Annotated in this window: 13 protein-coding genes and 1 pseudogene; 5 read left to right on the forward strand and 9 right to left on the reverse strand. The window is 42.7% G+C overall.

All coding sequences use genetic code 11. The features are described from left to right. Positions 1–6: 6 nt before the first annotated feature. A complete protein-coding gene (pyk, locus tag HWQ42_RS08575) occupies positions 7–1776 on the forward strand; it encodes a pyruvate kinase (RefSeq protein ID WP_292810982.1) in 1770 nt (589 codons plus the stop codon). Between the two features lie 93 nt (positions 1777–1869). Here the strand turns inward: pyk and HWQ42_RS08580 are convergent, their stop codons facing one another. From HWQ42_RS08580 to HWQ42_RS08605, 6 genes are all read right to left on the reverse strand, one after another. Beyond that, positions 1870–3651: a M61 family metallopeptidase gene (locus HWQ42_RS08580; RefSeq protein WP_292810984.1), complete on the reverse strand. Its 1782-nt coding sequence runs from the start codon at positions 3649–3651 to the stop codon at positions 1870–1872. 165 nt (positions 3652–3816) lie between these two features. After that, on the reverse strand, positions 3817–4500 hold the full coding sequence (locus HWQ42_RS08585) for a Crp/Fnr family transcriptional regulator (protein ID WP_292740720.1): 684 nt from the start codon (positions 4498–4500) through the stop codon (positions 3817–3819). Positions 4501–4689: 189 nt separating this feature from the next. Continuing rightward, positions 4690–5958, reverse strand: a complete 1269-nt coding sequence (locus HWQ42_RS08590) for a pilus assembly protein PilB (protein WP_292810986.1) — start codon at positions 5956–5958, stop codon at positions 4690–4692. 224 nt (positions 5959–6182) lie between these two features. Beyond that, a complete protein-coding gene (locus HWQ42_RS08595; protein ID WP_292810988.1) occupies positions 6183–7370 on the reverse strand; it encodes a HetZ-related protein 2 in 1188 nt (395 codons plus the stop codon). 1063 nt (positions 7371–8433) lie between these two features. Further along, the gene (locus HWQ42_RS08600) at positions 8434–8781 is read right to left on the reverse strand and encodes a carbon dioxide-concentrating mechanism protein CcmK (protein ID WP_094352433.1); all 348 of its coding nucleotides are present in this window, start codon (positions 8779–8781) and stop codon (positions 8434–8436) included. An 81-nt stretch (positions 8782–8862) separates the two neighbouring features. Then, entirely contained in the window at positions 8863–9174 is a 312-nt protein-coding gene (locus tag HWQ42_RS08605) for a BMC domain-containing protein (protein ID WP_094352432.1), read from the reverse strand. A 303-nt stretch (positions 9175–9477) separates the two neighbouring features. Between HWQ42_RS08605 and HWQ42_RS08610 the strand changes: the two are divergent. Continuing rightward, positions 9478–10371: pseudogene (locus tag HWQ42_RS08610) on the forward strand (alpha/beta fold hydrolase). Positions 10372–10621: 250 nt separating this feature from the next. On the opposite strand, the gene HWQ42_RS08615 reads toward HWQ42_RS08610, so the two are convergent. The 3 genes from HWQ42_RS08615 to HWQ42_RS08625 are packed head-to-tail and all read right to left on the reverse strand — an operon-like array spanning position 10622 to position 12313. Beyond that, positions 10622–11011 carry a tautomerase family protein gene (locus HWQ42_RS08615; protein WP_292740728.1) on the reverse strand — a complete coding sequence of 130 codons (390 nt, stop codon included), beginning with the start codon at positions 11009–11011 and terminating at the stop codon, positions 10622–10624. A gap of 16 nt (positions 11012–11027) precedes the next feature. After that, positions 11028–11678, reverse strand: coding sequence for a hypothetical protein (locus HWQ42_RS08620; RefSeq protein ID WP_292810990.1), 651 nt, complete (start codon positions 11676–11678; stop codon positions 11028–11030). Between the two features lie 2 nt (positions 11679–11680). Next, on the reverse strand, positions 11681–12313 hold the full coding sequence (locus HWQ42_RS08625; RefSeq protein WP_099102086.1) for a ParA family protein: 633 nt from the start codon (positions 12311–12313) through the stop codon (positions 11681–11683). Between the two features lie 262 nt (positions 12314–12575). On the opposite strand from HWQ42_RS08625, the gene HWQ42_RS08630 reads away from it, so the two are divergent. The 3 genes from HWQ42_RS08630 to HWQ42_RS08640 all read left to right on the forward strand — a co-directional run. Then, positions 12576–13958: a cytochrome P450 gene (locus HWQ42_RS08630; RefSeq protein ID WP_292810992.1), complete on the forward strand. Its 1383-nt coding sequence runs from the start codon at positions 12576–12578 to the stop codon at positions 13956–13958. A gap of 109 nt (positions 13959–14067) precedes the next feature. Continuing rightward, a complete protein-coding gene (locus HWQ42_RS08635; RefSeq protein ID WP_292810994.1) occupies positions 14068–14502 on the forward strand; it encodes a hypothetical protein in 435 nt (144 codons plus the stop codon). Between the two features lie 60 nt (positions 14503–14562). Next, positions 14563–16106 (forward strand): tetratricopeptide repeat protein (locus HWQ42_RS08640; RefSeq protein ID WP_292810996.1); only part of this gene is annotated, 1544 nt, incomplete at its 3' end.

A 16106-nucleotide genomic window follows, 5' to 3' on the forward strand; every position in this document is an offset into this window, starting at 1 on the left:
GCCCCTATGCAATTACGAGATTCTCTGCGCCGGACAAAAATTGTCGCTACTATTGGCCCCGCTACTAGCAGTCCTGAAATGCTCAAGGCGATTATTGAAGCGGGAGCCACGACGCTGCGGCTAAACTTCTCCCACGGAACTCATGCCGACCATCAGCGTAGTATTCGCTTAATTCGGCAAACCGCTTTTGAATTAAATCAGCCAGTGGCTATTCTCCAAGACTTGCAGGGCCCAAAAATTCGCTTGGGGAAGTTTGATAACGGGTCTATAGTTTTGGCAAAAGGCGATCCCTTCACTTTGACAAATCGTCCGGTGGTAGGTACGCAAGAAATTAGCTGTGTCACCTACGATTATTTAGCCGAAGAAGTCCCAGTCGGGGCAAAAATCCTCCTTGATGATGGACGAGTAGAAATGCTGGTGGAGGAAATTAATCGGGACAAAGGTGATTTGCATTGTCGGATCACCGTGCCTGGTAAGCTTTCTAACAATAAAGGCGTAAACTTTCCCGGCGTTTACCTGTCAATTAAGGCAATGACCGACAAAGACCGAGAGGATCTAATGTTTGGTCTCGATCAGGGTGTCGATTGGGTGGCACTTTCCTTTGTCCGCAATCCCCAGGACATGATCGAAATTAAAGAACTAATTTCTAGTACAGGCAAGCAAGTGCCAGTGGTTGCCAAAATTGAAAAGCACGAAGCCATTGAACAAATGGAGGCGATTCTGGCTTTGTGTGATGGCGTGATGGTTGCCAGAGGTGACTTAGGGGTGGAATTGCCAGCAGAAGATGTGCCGGTACTCCAAAAGCGGCTAATTGCGACAGCAAATCGCTTGGGGATTCCGATCATCACCGCTACTCAGATGTTAGACAGTATGGTGAGTAATCCCCGTCCCACTCGTGCTGAAGTATCGGATGTGGCAAATGCGATTTTAGACGGCACAGACGCGGTGATGCTCTCCAATGAAACCGCCGTGGGTAGCTTCCCTGTAGAAGCAGTGGCAACGATGGCGCGAATAGCCGAACGTATGGAGCAGGAAGAAGCCCAACACTTAAACCTACGTTCTACGAGAGATGCCCGACGCTCCATTCCCAATGCGATTAGTCAAGCTGTCGGTCAAATTGCCGAACAACTAGGTGCAGCGGCAATTATGACCCTAACGCAAACGGGGGCAACAGCTCGCAATGTCTCTAAGTTCCGTCCTCATACACCAATTTTGGCAGTGACACCCCATGTAAATGTGGCGCGGCAGCTACAGATGGTGTGGGGTGTCAAACCGCTGTTGGTACTAGGATTACCTTCCACTGGTCAGACATTTCAGGCTGCGATTAACGTGGCTCAGGAACTTCAGTTACTGTCCCAGGGAGATTTAGTAGTGATGACCGCTGGTACACTCCAGGGTATTTCTGGCTCTACAGATTTAATTAAGGTAGAGGTGGTGACGGCAGTACTAGGTCACGGAATTGGGCTAGGACAAGGTTCAGTAAGTGGTCGCGCACGGGTGGCTAATACTGGCATGGATGTGAGTAACTTTAATCCCGGAGATATTTTGGTTGCATCCCGCACTAGTGCCGATTTTGTTGAAGCAATTCGGAAAGCTGCCGGAATTATTACCGAAGAAGAAAGTCTCACAAGTCACGCGGCAGTAATTGGGTTGCGTCTTGGTGTACCAGTGATTGTTGGTGTGAAGCAGGCAACGCAGGTGATTCGAGATGGGGCGATTATAACGCTGGATCTGCAACGGGGTTTGATTTACTCTGGGGCGGTGAGAACGGCTTAGAAGTGGGGAGTGGGGAGCAGGGGGCAGGGGGCAGGGTGCAAGAGGGAGAAGAATTAATAACCAATACCCCATGCCCAATGCCCAATCCCTTTATCAAACAGTTGCGATCGCAGCCCCAAGCCATCCAGCAAAGTTTTGTTGCTGTTTGGAGTTAGGATGCTCAACAGGCTTTACCTGATATCTAGTTGGACGTGGTGATGCCAGGGTGATGGAATAAGTACGGAGTTCGTCTTGGTGGAAAACTGCGACTTGGATGGTATCGTTTGGTTGATAATCTTTTAGGCGATCGCTTAAACCACTCGCCGTTAACTTAATCCCATCAATTGCTAACAACTCATCACCTGCATCAATTCCCCCTACTTGTGCAGGTGAACCAGTCTCCACAAACTTAACGATCTCGCGTCCATTTTCTGTATTTATTCTCACACCCAGGTAAGGTTCTTCCTGCTGTTCGGCTACCAACTGCAAGCCAAAGGGTTCTAAATACTGATTGAAAGGCAAATCATCAGTACTATCAACGTAGCGTTTAAAGAAATCAGTCAAATCGATTCCGGCAACAGATTCGATAACTTCTTGCAACTGTTCTGGGGTATAGCCAATTTCATCTTGCCCAAATTGCTGCCACATTTTCAGCATCACGTCATCAAGGGAGCGCTGATTGTTGTGAGTAGAGCGAATCAGCAAATCCAGCAACAACGATACCATTTCTCCTTTTAAATAGTAGGAAATTTGAGAATTACCGCTATTGGCATCTGGGCGATAGAGTTTTATCCAGGCATCAAAACTCGACTCGGAAACGGGTTGTACCTTGCGCCCCGGTGTCATTTCATATCTGGTAATTTCCTTACCCAAGTTATTCAAATAGGACTTAACATCATAAATTCCCGCCCGTAAAGGAATTAACAAGTCATAGTAACTAGTAGTACCTTCACAAAACCATAATGATGGTGTGTAATTTTCTTGGTCGTAATCAAAAACCTCTAATGCTTTTGGGCGAATTCGCTTGACATTCCACAAGTGAAAGAACTCGTGTGCGACTAATTGAAGAAAGCGATCGTACTTATCCTGAGCGCGAAACCCAAAACGCTGGTAAATCAAGGAGCAAGAGTCTTTATGCTCCAAACCACCAAAAGCTTGGCTAAATAAATGTAGCAGAAACACGTATCGTTGATATGGCAAACCGCCGAACATCTGCGCTTCGACTTGGATAATTTTTTGAATATCAGCAATCAACTGCTGAACTTGGTAATTACCTTGCCCCCAGATTGCCAATTCATGGAGTTTTCCCAATACCTCAAATTTATATAATTGGTGGCTACCAATCTCAAAGGGAGTATCCACCAGAGTATCAAAATCGCTAGCTAAGAAAGTATTCCTTTGTTCACCAACGGGTCGTAAGGCAGTAGTTACCTGCCATTCCGGCTGTGGTGGTACGATGGTGACGCGAATGGGTTGCTTATCCCAGCCAGGTATTCTAAAAAATAGTGCCGCACCGTTAAAATAACCGTGGGTGCTATCTAAGTGATTTGTTCGTACCGATAGCTCATTGGCAAAAATGCGGTAACGTACAGTTAATTCTGAAATACCTATTTTCTCTATCTGCCAGTGATTTTTACCGAGCTTCCGCCAAGTTAAAGGCTTATTCTGTGCAAAAGCCTCAAAATCCTGTAAATTCTTGGCGTATTCCCGGACTAAATAGGAACCAGGTGTCCACACTGGCAGTTTTAAATCGAGAATCGGTGAGGAATAATCGACAAGCTGTAAAGTCACCTCAAACAGATGGGTTTCTGGTTGGGACATTGCCACCAGGTAATGAATCGTTGGCTCGGTTTCTTGGCGGTGGGTGTTGGGGCGAGTTGCTGTTGCTTCAGTCATCTTGCGTGCTGAGTTAAAAATCAATGGGTAATTTCCCCTATCATGACAAATTTGTTTTTAACATCGCACACAAACCGTCTTTCGTTCATCATCCCAAATCTCTGGCGTTAAACTTACCAAGAAGCAAGCTACGCAAAGCGTCTCATAGAGAATCGGATAAAAAAATCACACTTTGCCAGCCAAGTTCATCAACTGCTTGAAGTTCACAAGATAAGTGATGTTGTTGACGCTATCAATTTTTATCCACCCTTTTTCATGGAGTTTTTCCATGATTTTGGTGGTTTCTTCAATGCTGATTTCTGTTACCTCTGCTAAATCTTTAAAGGGAATGTTAAAAATCTCTCTTCCTAAGTCTGATTCCTGACCATAGCTTTCACCCAAAGTCACTAGGGTATGGGCGAGTTTGACAGCTGGTGGTGAAGACCGCATTTGTAAGCGCAGGTTAATTTGCCGCAATCGCCTTACCATCAGTTGCAACATTCGGTGATGTAACTGTGGATCTTTAAACAATATTTGAATAAACCGCTCTCTAGAGATACTAAGCAACTTCACCGGTGAAAGAGCAATGACATCAGTTGAGCGTGGAGATTCATCCAAAATTGCCATTTCTCCAAAAAAATCGCCACGCCCAAAAATTGCCAGAGCTACTGAATCTTCCCCGACGGTACGCCGGACTTTGACCCAACCAGAAACCACGAAGTAAACGGCGTTACCCCAAGCATCTTCCATCACAACGGCTCGCCCAGAGGGGTATTCATGTTCAATTGCAACGTTGAGTAGCCATTCCAAAGTTTGTGGATTGGCTGTACTCATTAAGGGGAAAAGTTCACTAAAAACCTCAGTTAACATGAAATATTTGCAACAATAGGATTTAAGAGGGGGAAACTAACTTTGCTACTATTAAGTTTGTTTAAACCGTAATCTTACTCAGAATACGATCGCAAAATTTGTATTTATTTAGAGATGAGTCTCTAAGCTTTATCAGTCTAGGATTCAATTACAACATAACAATTATGTATGCTAACGAAATCAGCGTTTTTACTTACTGATCGATGATTTACTCTTTGTCGGTAGATTGCTATCTAGTGCCAGTATTTTGATCTGTTGGTCTAAATTTTTCACTAATTGATTCAGGGTAACTAAAGCCTCTAATTGCTGAGAATCAAGGCTAGGATTCAGTAAAAATCGTTCTTGTAGTTCATGTAGCTTAATGCTTAGTTGCTGAGAAATTCCTAAAGCATCGCGGCTTAGACGTGTTAACTGCTGTTGTTGATAGAATTTTAATGCTGCTCCCCGCAATACTTGGAGTGTCGCCTCTTCACCGTAGATTCCCGGCATAACTCGCAAGCGTAATAATAAGCGGTTTTTTTGATATACGTATTCCTTTTCTATCTGTTTTGGTTCTGCAACCGTGGTTACAGGCAGGGAAGCAAACCGCTTTAATTCATTCAGTACTCCTTGGAAAACTGAGAGCGGCAGTTTGTCTAATACAGACTGCAAAACTCCATTGTCACTCCACAGTATTCTGCCTTCGTAAGCTTGTCTTTCTAAGTACAGCCGACCAATTCCCCCAGCCAGGATTCGCCCTAGTAATTGTTCTAATAATTTTTTTGGTGGTAGTGTTGTTAGCAACTCAATCGGACTCAGTAGTTCAGAAGCTTGTGTGGGAAAAATAGGTAAATTGTTTGATGATGTGGCTTCAGAATCCTCTTGCGCTTGAGTTGTGGGAATAGGGGTCAAGAACGTCGTAGTTTGAGATGATTGGTCTAGCTCTGGGATAGGAGGCAAGTCTACCCGTTGCCCAGAATTTTGACGCTTTTGCGTCTGAAACACCATCAATACTGGTTGTTGATTTGATTCCGAGTCGGCATCTAAGGAAGGATTAGGTATGTTAGCAATCGTAGCTGGGCTATTTGTTGCGGGAAAGTCCACTGTTGGCTGATGCACTTGTTGGGCATCTAGCTGAGATGTATTCTTATGGTTGAGGTAAGCTGATAGTATTCTGCGGTGGGCATCGGCTGCGATCGCCTCAATCACCATTGTGCAATTGATAGAAGACAAAATACGACCAACGTAATCTAGAGCTTCGCTTTCTTGTGGATTAACCATGCCTAGCAAGAGGTTTTTGTCTTCTAATTCAAAGGGCAAAATTTGGTGGTAGAGGCAAGCTTCAAAGGACAAGAGATGATCAATCAGGTAGAATATTTGTTCGCGATCGCCTCTTTCCTCCCACCTAGTTTGAGCGGCAGTTAGCATTTGCTGTCCATTTGCTGCGGTATCATTTAGTTCGCCCTTTGAAGACAACATAGATTTGATTCGTTGGTGTTTACTTATATTTTGACTCCAATTCAATAGGTAGTTAATAAAGATACTTTGTTAGATTGTTAAAATTTCAATTATATATACTTAAGTAAATGTAAGTAGAATATGAATTTTAGATTATGGACTGGGGATAATACTGAGGATTGGGTATTCGGTATTAATTATTCTCCCCTGCTTCCTACTCCCCATTTCCCATTTCCCACTACAGGCTACTCCTGGGTTCTTAAAGCTTGGGCTGCAAGATAGACTTTCGTCCATTCGCCAAGCACTTGATGGGTTTTGAGTTTTAACTGTTCGGCTATGGCTTCTATTGAATTTCCCGCTCTCCGCAAATTTAGGATCTGCTGCCCTAGAGGAGTTAATTTTTCATCCAGTTGTTGCCATTGGTTTTGCGTTAATCCCAAGTTATGTTCTTGCAAGGAAATTGAGAGCCAGCTGTCTACGAGTTCTGGTTTACCTTTGAGGGCAAAAACACGTACAGCATGGTAACTAATTTTTTCTCGCAGACGGTAGACTTCTTTAGTCTGCTTATTCAGTCTTTTAGCGATCTCTTCCTGGGATTTACCTTGCAGATACAGCCGTAGCCATTCCACTGCTTCTGTACCGATATTTTCTTGTAAATAATTTTCAAATTCTTTTTGTACTGTCTGGCGCAGCACCTGTTGTTCCTCTATTTGTTGTGCTTCTTGATATTCTGCGATCGCCTGACTATCGACTAAGTTAACTCGATTGTCACTGTCGTCTGTAAGAACTTCTTCTGAGACTAGTCGAACCAAATCACGCCCTGGCACTTGGGTTAAACCACCGCGCTGAGTGCGACGCAAATAATTTACAAATCGGTAAGCTAATAGGGGTTGATTGCGTACTGGCCGCAGACAATATTCTTCTAAACTGGCAAATAGCAGAGCATCCCCCAATCGTCTATCGGTTGTATATTTGGCAATATCAGCCATTTGCTGTTGCATCTGGCTGTCGTTTTGGAGTAATTCTTGGAGTACTTCTTGCAACACATCCATTACACTACGCTGGCGATCGCGGCTGAGGGAAACCCAAGTCTGAATCTTATTTCGTAATGTTACTAAACTCCCCAATCGGGTTATCAAGTTGCGATAAGCACGTTCTCGCCCCAGCCCCAAGTAGCGTTGACGTAAAATTCTCCAGCGATATTCCATCGCTTGCTTGGCGATATCGAGTTCTTTAGGATTAAACAGATCGAACCGTTTTGAGTCAGATCCCAACAGCCAGAGAATAATGCTTTGCCTCGTGGCTTCATTTTGGTCTGGACATTCTACAGCCAAGCGCTTTTGCCAATCTAGAGCCAGTTTTTCCACATCTATTGTCATAGTGAGATTGCATTCCTCGAAACTCAATTTTGAAGTTTGCATCACAACCCCCATTCGTCCCACCTAATTGTTTAACTGGCAGCTGCGCCAGATTTCATGAATTTCATGAAAATAGCTCAGTGATTCTACTTTTATTACGTCTGAATTCACTAGAATTATGCAGAAATTTCTACATTGATGTTTTGCTTTTACTTGAAAAAGCCCAAAACCAATATATAGCAAGCATTTAGAGCATTATGCCAATTTAAACTTTTTGTAAAGTTATGTTTTTTTTAGTTGAGAACAGAAATCTGCTTAAAGTGGGGAGGATACGCCTTTGACAAAATTTATCAGGTAAATCTGACATTTTGTAACAGATCCGAAGAACGAATCTAATTTAACTTAAAGTTGGACGTTATTCCACCAGTATAAGTTTCAACTCTGTACAAAGCATTACGTAGTAGAATATTTAGTTGAATCTCAATATCCTTAGTGTTAATGAGATTTTGCCCTGAAGATTCCCTAACCCCTCAGATAAATTAGCTTAATTCTCTGCTTTTCAAGGAGGATTGGGCTTTAACTGAATCGTGTTCAGTTAATTTTTTATGATTTTGTTTAAGTGTATATACGGTAATTAGCGTTTAAAAGGTTGTTTGCTAAGTCGTTGTATAAAATCTTAAATAAATACTATCGCCATAGCGTGGAATTAGTCTGAGTATCCTATGTGGCGATGTCTACGATGGTCACTTAGGTCTGCCGTACCACTTTGTGGAAGCAAGCTACGCGCAGCGTCTGGTAGAGAAGCGGGCTACGCCTACGCTATTTTGAATAGTAGAGATTGATAGGCAAGTGTCTGTTTTTTAAACTAGCTTCAGTCACAACTACACCTTTCATATTGGTAAGTTATTCTTAAAACTTATATATTCCTAAAAATGAACAGTCAACAGTCAATATTAGTTTTGACTATTGACTCTGACTGTTACTTTCCCTGTGCTTCAAAATTCAACTTATGCAAAATCTAAAAACAGGAAGAATGCATTTCTCTAAAGTTTTAATAGTCAGAAGCCTGACAATAAACTTTTCTGTAAATTCATTTATGGGAATTTTTTGTTTTGAATTCCCCCGCAGGAGGTTGAATCTATCGATTGTTCGCTCTAACAATGGGATTTTCTACAGATTCTCGATACCCTTGGACTTGTTCTGTGTAACCAATTGGCAGAACAGCTTCAACGTTTTCATGGGGACGAGCAATAATTACCCAGGATTCAAGTGTACCGCCATAAACATTTTCTGCGGCTTCAACACCGGCAGCCATAGCGGCTTTTACTTCAGAAACATCGCCACGAATATTAACTGTAAAGCGAGCGCTACCTACTCTGATATAACCAACGAGGGTAACTCGACCAGCTTTTACCATAGCATCTGCTGCTGCTAGCACCGCAGGAAAACCTTTAGTTTCAAGTGCTCCAACTGCCTGTAATGACATTATTAATCTCCTGTATGAATAAACTGGGGGCTACAAGTTAATTGTACGAAGCTTCGCTACAGATTTTGATAGCAAAATTGCTTAGAACATACGGAAAGGTTCTGATTCCTCAGTGAAATGGATTGGTAATATGGTTTCCACATTTTCTGGGGGATTAGGAACGATGTAGTAGGTAATTACTGTACCAACTTTTACTTCCTCTCCAGCTACGATTCCGGCTTCAACAGCTCTATTTACTTCAGAAACGTGTCCCCGGACGGCGACTAACAAGCGAGCACTTTCCGCTTGACCATAATACACAATTGTGACTGCGGCAGCTTTGACCATTGCATCTGCTGCTGCTAAGACACTCGGAAAACCTAAAGTTTCAATTACGCCAACCGCCATTGGCATGGCATTAGCTCCTGGATTAAGGGATAAGCGATTTTAATTGTACGTGGCTTTAGTCCCCATTTTGACATTTTGGAAAACTTTCTTTGATGCCATATTTTTTTTGGAGAGTAGAGAGGCGATTAATTATGTCTGTCCTGTAAATGATTAATCGCGTCTGTTGGGAGTTAGAATATTTTGATATTACCTAGCTTATGTTTTATATATAAATTACAAATAATACTTCAGCATCTTAGGTTGTGTAACTTTATTGTTTAACAAAATCAATTATGGGTGGAAGCAAGCTAGTACAATAAACTGAAATTTATGTTTCCGAATTTTCTTCCTACGGCAGTTGAGCAACTCACAGAACCTACTTCGATCGCACTAGCTCGGAGTATTCAAACAACTGCGATCGCTACTCCTTTAACTAATCAAGCAGTTACCACAGCATTTGTCAAGCAAGGGTATGGTGGAACTCCAATTTTATTAATTCACGGCTTTGATAGTTCTGTATTAGAATTTCGACGGCTTTTGCCACTGCTTTCTGAAGATAATGAAACTTGGGCAGTGGATTTATTGGGTTTTGGGTTTACAGATAGACTCTCAGGAATTGCCTATAGCCCAACAGCGATTAAAACCCATCTTTATTATTTCTGGAAAAGCCTAATTAACCAACCTGTAATTTTGGTGGGCGCTTCAATGGGGGGTGCGACAGCGATTGATTTTACCTTGGCTTATCCAGAAGTGGTAGAAAAGCTGGTGTTAATTGATAGTGCGGGGTTAGCAGGTGGTTCGCCATTGAGCAAATTTATGTTTCCCCCATTAGATTATTTAGCAACTCGATTTTTGAGTAATATGAAAGTGCGCGATCGCGTTTCTCGCATTGGATATAAAAATCAAACTCTTGCCTCTATCGATGCGTTATGTTGTGGCGCATTACATCTACAAATGCCGAGTTAGAATCAAGCTCTGATTTCTTTCACTAAAAGTGGTGGTTACAGTGCTTTTAGACTGGAGATGTTATCACAAATTGTGCAACCAACGCTAATTTTATGGGGCGATTCCGATAAAATTTTGGGTACTGAGGATGCCACAAAGTTTCAAAAGGCGATTCCACACACTACTCTCACTTGGATTCAAGATTGTGGTCATCTTCCACACTTGGAACAACCACAAATTACCGCGCAGCATATTTTAGACTTTCGAGTTGAAAGATAGCCCAACTCTCAATAATTTTCTGTAACACGGATCTGGAAAGCTTTTTATCTGTTGTTAATGGCTTCTGTTATAGCTACTATTTTTCTCTTGGATCATGTTATTTTCACATAATTCACATAATTTTAGAAACCTCTGTAACTAGAGCGATACCTTCGGTGAGCTTCTCTACGAGACGCTTCGCGAACGCTAACGCAAACCTGTCTTGCATTAATGTGGGCATTATAATGCCCACCCTACAAGCTCCAAAGATTTACACTTGCACTTGGTAATTTAGGTTTAATTCATCTCCTGTTGTTCCCCGGATACCCCAGTTGTGTTTTGGGGTTTCTGTAATCGTGATTTCTATATCTATAGGTGCAATTGCAACTTGTTCAGATAAGCTAGAAAACAACAACCTAATTAGTTTCTTTTTGGTTTCAATAGTGCGTCCTTCAAACATACTAATCTCAATGATGATGTATTTCTCTGAACGTTCTACAGGGTAGATGAAATCATCGGGTTCGAGAGGAAAGAACCGATGGGTACGCTTGTCTTGAGGATATGCTAAAGCTTCAACAACACAAGAATGAATTGTGTCAGAAATGGCACTGCGAGAATGACGGATAAATGAAGCAGTGCCATAGATTTTGATTTGTACCATTAACCTTTAACTGACTCTAGTCAAGTAACCACATCTCATTAGAACTATCAGGATACTCATTTGGTTGATTCTGAGGTTGATTTTGAGCGAGTGTTTCCGATGAACGATGTGATTTTTTGTAGTTAAGCGGATTGTAGTGGTCTTTTACTGGTTTGATCGCGCTAGCTTCTTTGACAACAAGTTTAGATTTCTCTTCTGCTTTTTGTTCTGCTTTTTGTTCTGCTTTTTGTTCTGCTTTTTGTTTTAAAGAATTAATTTCTTCTATAAGCAGGGAATTTGCTTCTGCAAGTTGCAGTGCTGTTTTTTTGGTTTCATCAAGTTCTTTTGTTAGGTGTTCTAGTAATGATTCTTGTTCTGATGCAAAGGTTTTTTGTTTAGATAATTTTGATTGCAAATCAGCAATTTCTTGTCCAAGAGATGCTTCTTTTTTGTTGCTTGTTTCTAAATTACTTGTCAACTCTTTGACAGTTGCTTCTAAATCAGCCTTAGTAGGACTGCGTTTAGTAGAAGTCGGCTCAAGTGGTTGCCCTAACGATTCCTCATCAGATGCAGCCTGTTCTTCGACAATTTTTTCGGCTGTAACTTCGATCGCAGATTCACCTTCTGAGGGTGTAAATTTTTGCGCCTCTTCTTGTAGTAAGTCAGAGAGACTTTGTTTCCTAGCCATTCTTATTTTCTCCAATCACGCTGTAATTCATCAGCTGCACGGCGGTAGTCTAATTCCGCCTCCCGTGCGTTTCCTCCTCGCCATTGGGTAATCGCTACACCTTCAAGTGCTGCTCGTTCATGAGCTTTATAGGCACGGATGAAGGTATTACAAGTAGGAATACCTAAGCGGGTCAGAGTGTTTTTTGCTTCTTGTGCTTCCCCCAAACTGCGGGTATCGACTTTGGTGAGCAATACCCGATGGGGGGTTCCCAAGGGGATGACGGCTTCCTTGACTGTTTCCACGAGGATTGCTAAATCCATTGCAGATGGGGGTGTCGGCAAAACTAGATAATCTGCGATCGCAACAACCGCCACTAATGCTTCAGAGCGCAGGGCGGGAGGTGTATCCACCACTACTAAATCGTAACCTGTTATCTTTGCTAAATCACTTAAAAGTGCGGGATCAGTTTCTTGAGATAAATCAAATCCCATTCCCTGCTGACTGCGCCCAAACCACCAACTGGCAGAACCTTGAATATCTGCATCAATCAGCAGCACCTTTTTTTTCTTCGCAAAGTTTGCAGCCAGATTGACTGCGGTAGTCGTTTTACCGACTCCTCCTTTACCGTTGAGAATAGCGATGATTTTTGGCACTGCTTGCTTCCGATGCTGCCTTTTTTTAGCGGTAGCGGGGCGTTTAGCCCGTGCTGAGTTAGGAGTGCTGAGTGCTGAGTTAGGAGTAGAGAGGCGATTAATCGCGTCTGTACAAGAGCTATTATTATCCTCTTTGTCTTCTTTTCAGTTTTCAGTCTCCAGTTTCTAGTCCCCAATCATGAATATACCGCTTTCTGTAACCTTAAGTAACATGAAAAGTCGTAACAATAAAATTCAGAAGCCAACAACTCCACAAAATTCTATGACAACTACTTACAATCTACCTGATGGGCCTCAAATGCCGCGCTGGCTGCGGATGATCAAGTTTATTACTCAGCCAGTGAAATATGTGGATGATTTTGCCCAAATCTACGGTGACACTTTCACGATCTGGAGTAGTAGCTCTGATAACCATCTTGTGTATTTTAGTCAACCCCAAGCACTGGAGCAGATTTTTACTGCTGATTCCAGCCATTTTGAGGTTGGCAGAGGGAACACAGGACTAAGATTTTTACTTGGCGATCGCTCCTTTATGTTAGCGGATGGCGATCGCCACCAACGGCAACGGCAATTATTAGCTCCTCCCTTTCATGGCGAAAGGATGCGGGCTTACGGCGAGGAAATTCGGGAAATAACCCGACAGGTGACTAATGAATGGCAAATTGGTAAGCCTTTTAAGATCCGTGAGTCGATGCAAGAAATTACCTTGCGTGTTATTTTGCGGGTTGTATTTGGTTTGAATGATGGAGAACTGTTTGAGGAACTGAGGCGATCGCTAAGTGACTTATTAGACTTCATCACTTCGCCTGTAATGTCCAGCGCCTTCTTTTTCCAGTTTATGCAAAAAGATTTCGGTGCGTGGAGTCCGTGGGGTTGGGTTCTGCAACAACGGCAAAAAATCGATCGACTGATTTATGCTTTACTTCGAGAACGTCGGGAGCAAGCCGATCAAAATCGCCAAGATATCCTAAGTTTGATGATGGCGGCTCGTTACGATGATGGTCAAGGTATGTCAGATGAAGAATTACACGACGAGTTAATGACGCTGCTAGTTGCGGGACATGAAACTACTGCTTCGGCATTGACGTGGGCTTTTTACTGGATCGATCGTTTACCAGAGGTGCGTGAGAAGTTGTTACAGGAACTCAACACCATTGGAGTTAACCACGATTTGAGTAGTGTAAGTAAATTGCCCTATTTGACAGCAGTTTGCCAAGAGACATTGCGACTTTACCCAATTGTCATGACTGCTTTTCCCCGGATTGTGAAAACCCCAATTACAATTATGGGCTACGAACTGCGAGAGGGAACGGTAATAATCCCCAGTATTTATTTAGCGCATCATCGGGAAGAAGTTTACCCACAATCCAAGCAGTTTAAACCAGAACGCTTTCTAGAAAGACAATATTCACTTTATGAATATTTGCCCTTTGGCGGCGGCAATCGTCGCTGTATTGGGATGGCATTTGCCCAGTATGAAATGAAAATTGTCTTGGCAACTGTTTTGTCAGAATTCCAAGTTTCGCTAGTGAATAAACGTCCCGTGCGTCCTGTGCGCCGTGGGTTAACTTTAGCTGCACCAGCCGGAATGAGGATGGTTGCTACACCTCAAGTTAAGCGTGCGAATACACCAGCGTTAGTTTAGGTAAGTAGGGTGGGTATTAAAATGCCCACCCTACTATGGGGTAATAATGTGGCAATCAGACTAGGCTAGAATAGCTTTCAGTGGAATTTCGGTTGTTATTCATAAAATTATGGAACCTGTAACACTAAGGGCTGTTGCAACTGCGATCGCTACTATAGTTTTAACTAAAGCGCTAGAAAAAACTGGCGAAAAGTTTGGGGAAGCAGGGTTAGAAGCAAGTGGTAAATTAATCGCACAGCTACGTAATAAAAATAAATTGCCCTTGTTAGCAGAGGCGACACCAGAAAATACACAGCCGCCGTTAGATTATGGTAAAGCGGTACTGGAGTTGAAAGCCGCAGCAGACACAGATACCGAAATTGCTCAATCAGTGCGGGAGGTGGAAGCCGCAGCAAACGCCGATCCTCAAATAGCGTCAAAAGTCCAAGCTTTAGCAAATGGGCTGAACTCACAACCAGCAACTATCATCAATTCTACAAAGTTAGCTGAGTCTATTAAAACCGTCATTCAAGGAAGTATTTTCACTGGTACTAATATTTTCTGACTGCATTCGCCTGGAGGAGAACAGGTAAAGTCAAATCTCGCTACCGAAATACCGCAAAATTTGCCCTTAAGTGGGGTGGTGGAGTTTCTTGGACGTGAAAAAGACCTGCAAAATCTCCACCAGTTTTTGCAGGACAATGAACAGGTGATAATAGCTGCTGTTGCTGGCATGGGTGGAGTTGGTAAAACAGAACTTGCCCTACAATATGCCAGGAATCACCGCGAAACTTACAAGGGTGGAATTTGCTGGTTGCTGGCAAAATCTGGTGATGTGGGCATTCAAGTTGTGGAGTTTGTCAGAACTCATCTTGATTTAAATCCACCAGAAGGTTTAGATATCCTTGCTCAAGTGCAATACTGCTTTCGGAATTGGCGCGAGGGTAATGTGCTGCTAGTGTTAGACGATGTTGGGCAATTTCAGCAGGTTAAGCCTTATTTACCCTCGTCATCTTCTCGGTTTAAAGTGTTGATTACCACGCGCCAATACTTGGGAGCATCTATTAAGCAATTATCCCTGGATGTATTGCAACCAGAAGCGGCGCTGGAGTTATTAAAGTCGTTTTTTAAAGAAACATCGCAGCGAATTGAGCAAGAATTAGCTGTTGCAAATCAGTTGTGTGAGTGGTTGGGATATTTGCCTTTGGGTTTGGAATTAGTGGGGCGATATCTGAAGCGCAAACCAGACCTTTCTTTAACAGAAATGTTGCGACGGTTAGAGAAAAAGCGACTAGAACAACCTGCACTTGTTAAACCAGAAGGCGACATGACAGCACAACGGGGTGTGTTAGCAGCCTTTGAGTTGAGTTGGCAGGAATTAAACGACGATGATAAGCAGTTGGGCTGTTTATTGAGTTTATTTGCAGCCGCGCCTATAGCTTGGGATTTGGTGAAACAGTGTTTACCAGAGGAAGATGAGGAAGAGTTAGAGGAAATTCGGGATGATAAATTATTGAATTTGCATTTACTTCAGCGCAAAGGTAAGGGAATCTACCAATTACATCCACTGTTGCGGGAGTTTTTCCAATATAAGCTTACAGGTTTAGAACAGGCAGAGGAATTAAAGCGATCGCTTTGCCGGGTAATGGTAGCACTTGCAATAGAGATTTCTCAAACCCCTACCCTTGAAGAAATCACCGCTATTACTCCCGCCATATCTCATCTAGCAGAAGTAGTGAATAATCTTATTCAATTCGTTAGCGATGAAGATTCAATTTCGGTTTTCATGGGTAATATTAAATTTTACAATGGTCAAGGATTGTATACTCAGGCAGCATCTTGGTGTCAGCAGTGTCTAGAAATCACCAAAAAACGTTTAGGAGAAGAACATCCAGATGTCGCCACTAGCCTCAACAACCTAGCGAGACTCTACTATTCCCAAGGCAAATACAGTAAAGCCGAACCCCTGTACCAAGAAGCTTTAGCACTCTGGTGCAAGCTACTGGGCGAGGAACATCCAGATGTTGCCACTAGCCTCAACAATCTAGCAGCACTCTACGATTCCCAAGGCAGATACAGCCAAGCTGAACCCCTGTACCAAAAAGTTTTAACACTCAGGCGCAAGCTGCTGGGTGAAGAACATCTAGATGTTGCCACTAGCCTCAACAA

The organism is Nostoc sp. JL23, assembly GCF_017115065.1.
GTDB lineage: Bacteria > Cyanobacteriota > Cyanobacteriia > Cyanobacteriales > Nostocaceae > Nostoc > Nostoc punctiforme_A.

Coding starts and splice junctions, on each gene's coding strand:
- HWQ42_RS08605 (WP_094352432.1), bottom strand. CDS start 9,174: ATGCCAATGGCGGTTGGCGTAATTGAAACTTTAGGTTTTCCGAGTGTC.
- HWQ42_RS08615 (WP_292740728.1), bottom strand. CDS start 11,011: ATGGTACAAATCAAAATCTATGGCACTGCTTCATTTATCCGTCATTCT.
- pyk (WP_292810982.1), top strand. CDS start 7: ATGCAATTACGAGATTCTCTGCGCCGGACAAAAATTGTCGCTACTATT.
- HWQ42_RS08595 (WP_292810988.1), bottom strand. CDS start 7,370: ATGGGGGTTGTGATGCAAACTTCAAAATTGAGTTTCGAGGAATGCAAT.
- HWQ42_RS08600 (WP_094352433.1), bottom strand. CDS start 8,781: ATGTCATTACAGGCAGTTGGAGCACTTGAAACTAAAGGTTTTCCTGCG.
- HWQ42_RS08590 (WP_292810986.1), bottom strand. CDS start 5,958: ATGTTGTCTTCAAAGGGCGAACTAAATGATACCGCAGCAAATGGACAG.
- HWQ42_RS08630 (WP_292810992.1), top strand. CDS start 12,576: ATGACAACTACTTACAATCTACCTGATGGGCCTCAAATGCCGCGCTGG.
- HWQ42_RS08585 (WP_292740720.1), bottom strand. CDS start 4,500: ATGTTAACTGAGGTTTTTAGTGAACTTTTCCCCTTAATGAGTACAGCC.
- HWQ42_RS08580 (WP_292810984.1), bottom strand. CDS start 3,651: ATGACTGAAGCAACAGCAACTCGCCCCAACACCCACCGCCAAGAAACC.
- HWQ42_RS08635 (WP_292810994.1), top strand. CDS start 14,068: ATGGAACCTGTAACACTAAGGGCTGTTGCAACTGCGATCGCTACTATA.
- HWQ42_RS08620 (WP_292810990.1), bottom strand. CDS start 11,678: ATGGCTAGGAAACAAAGTCTCTCTGACTTACTACAAGAAGAGGCGCAA.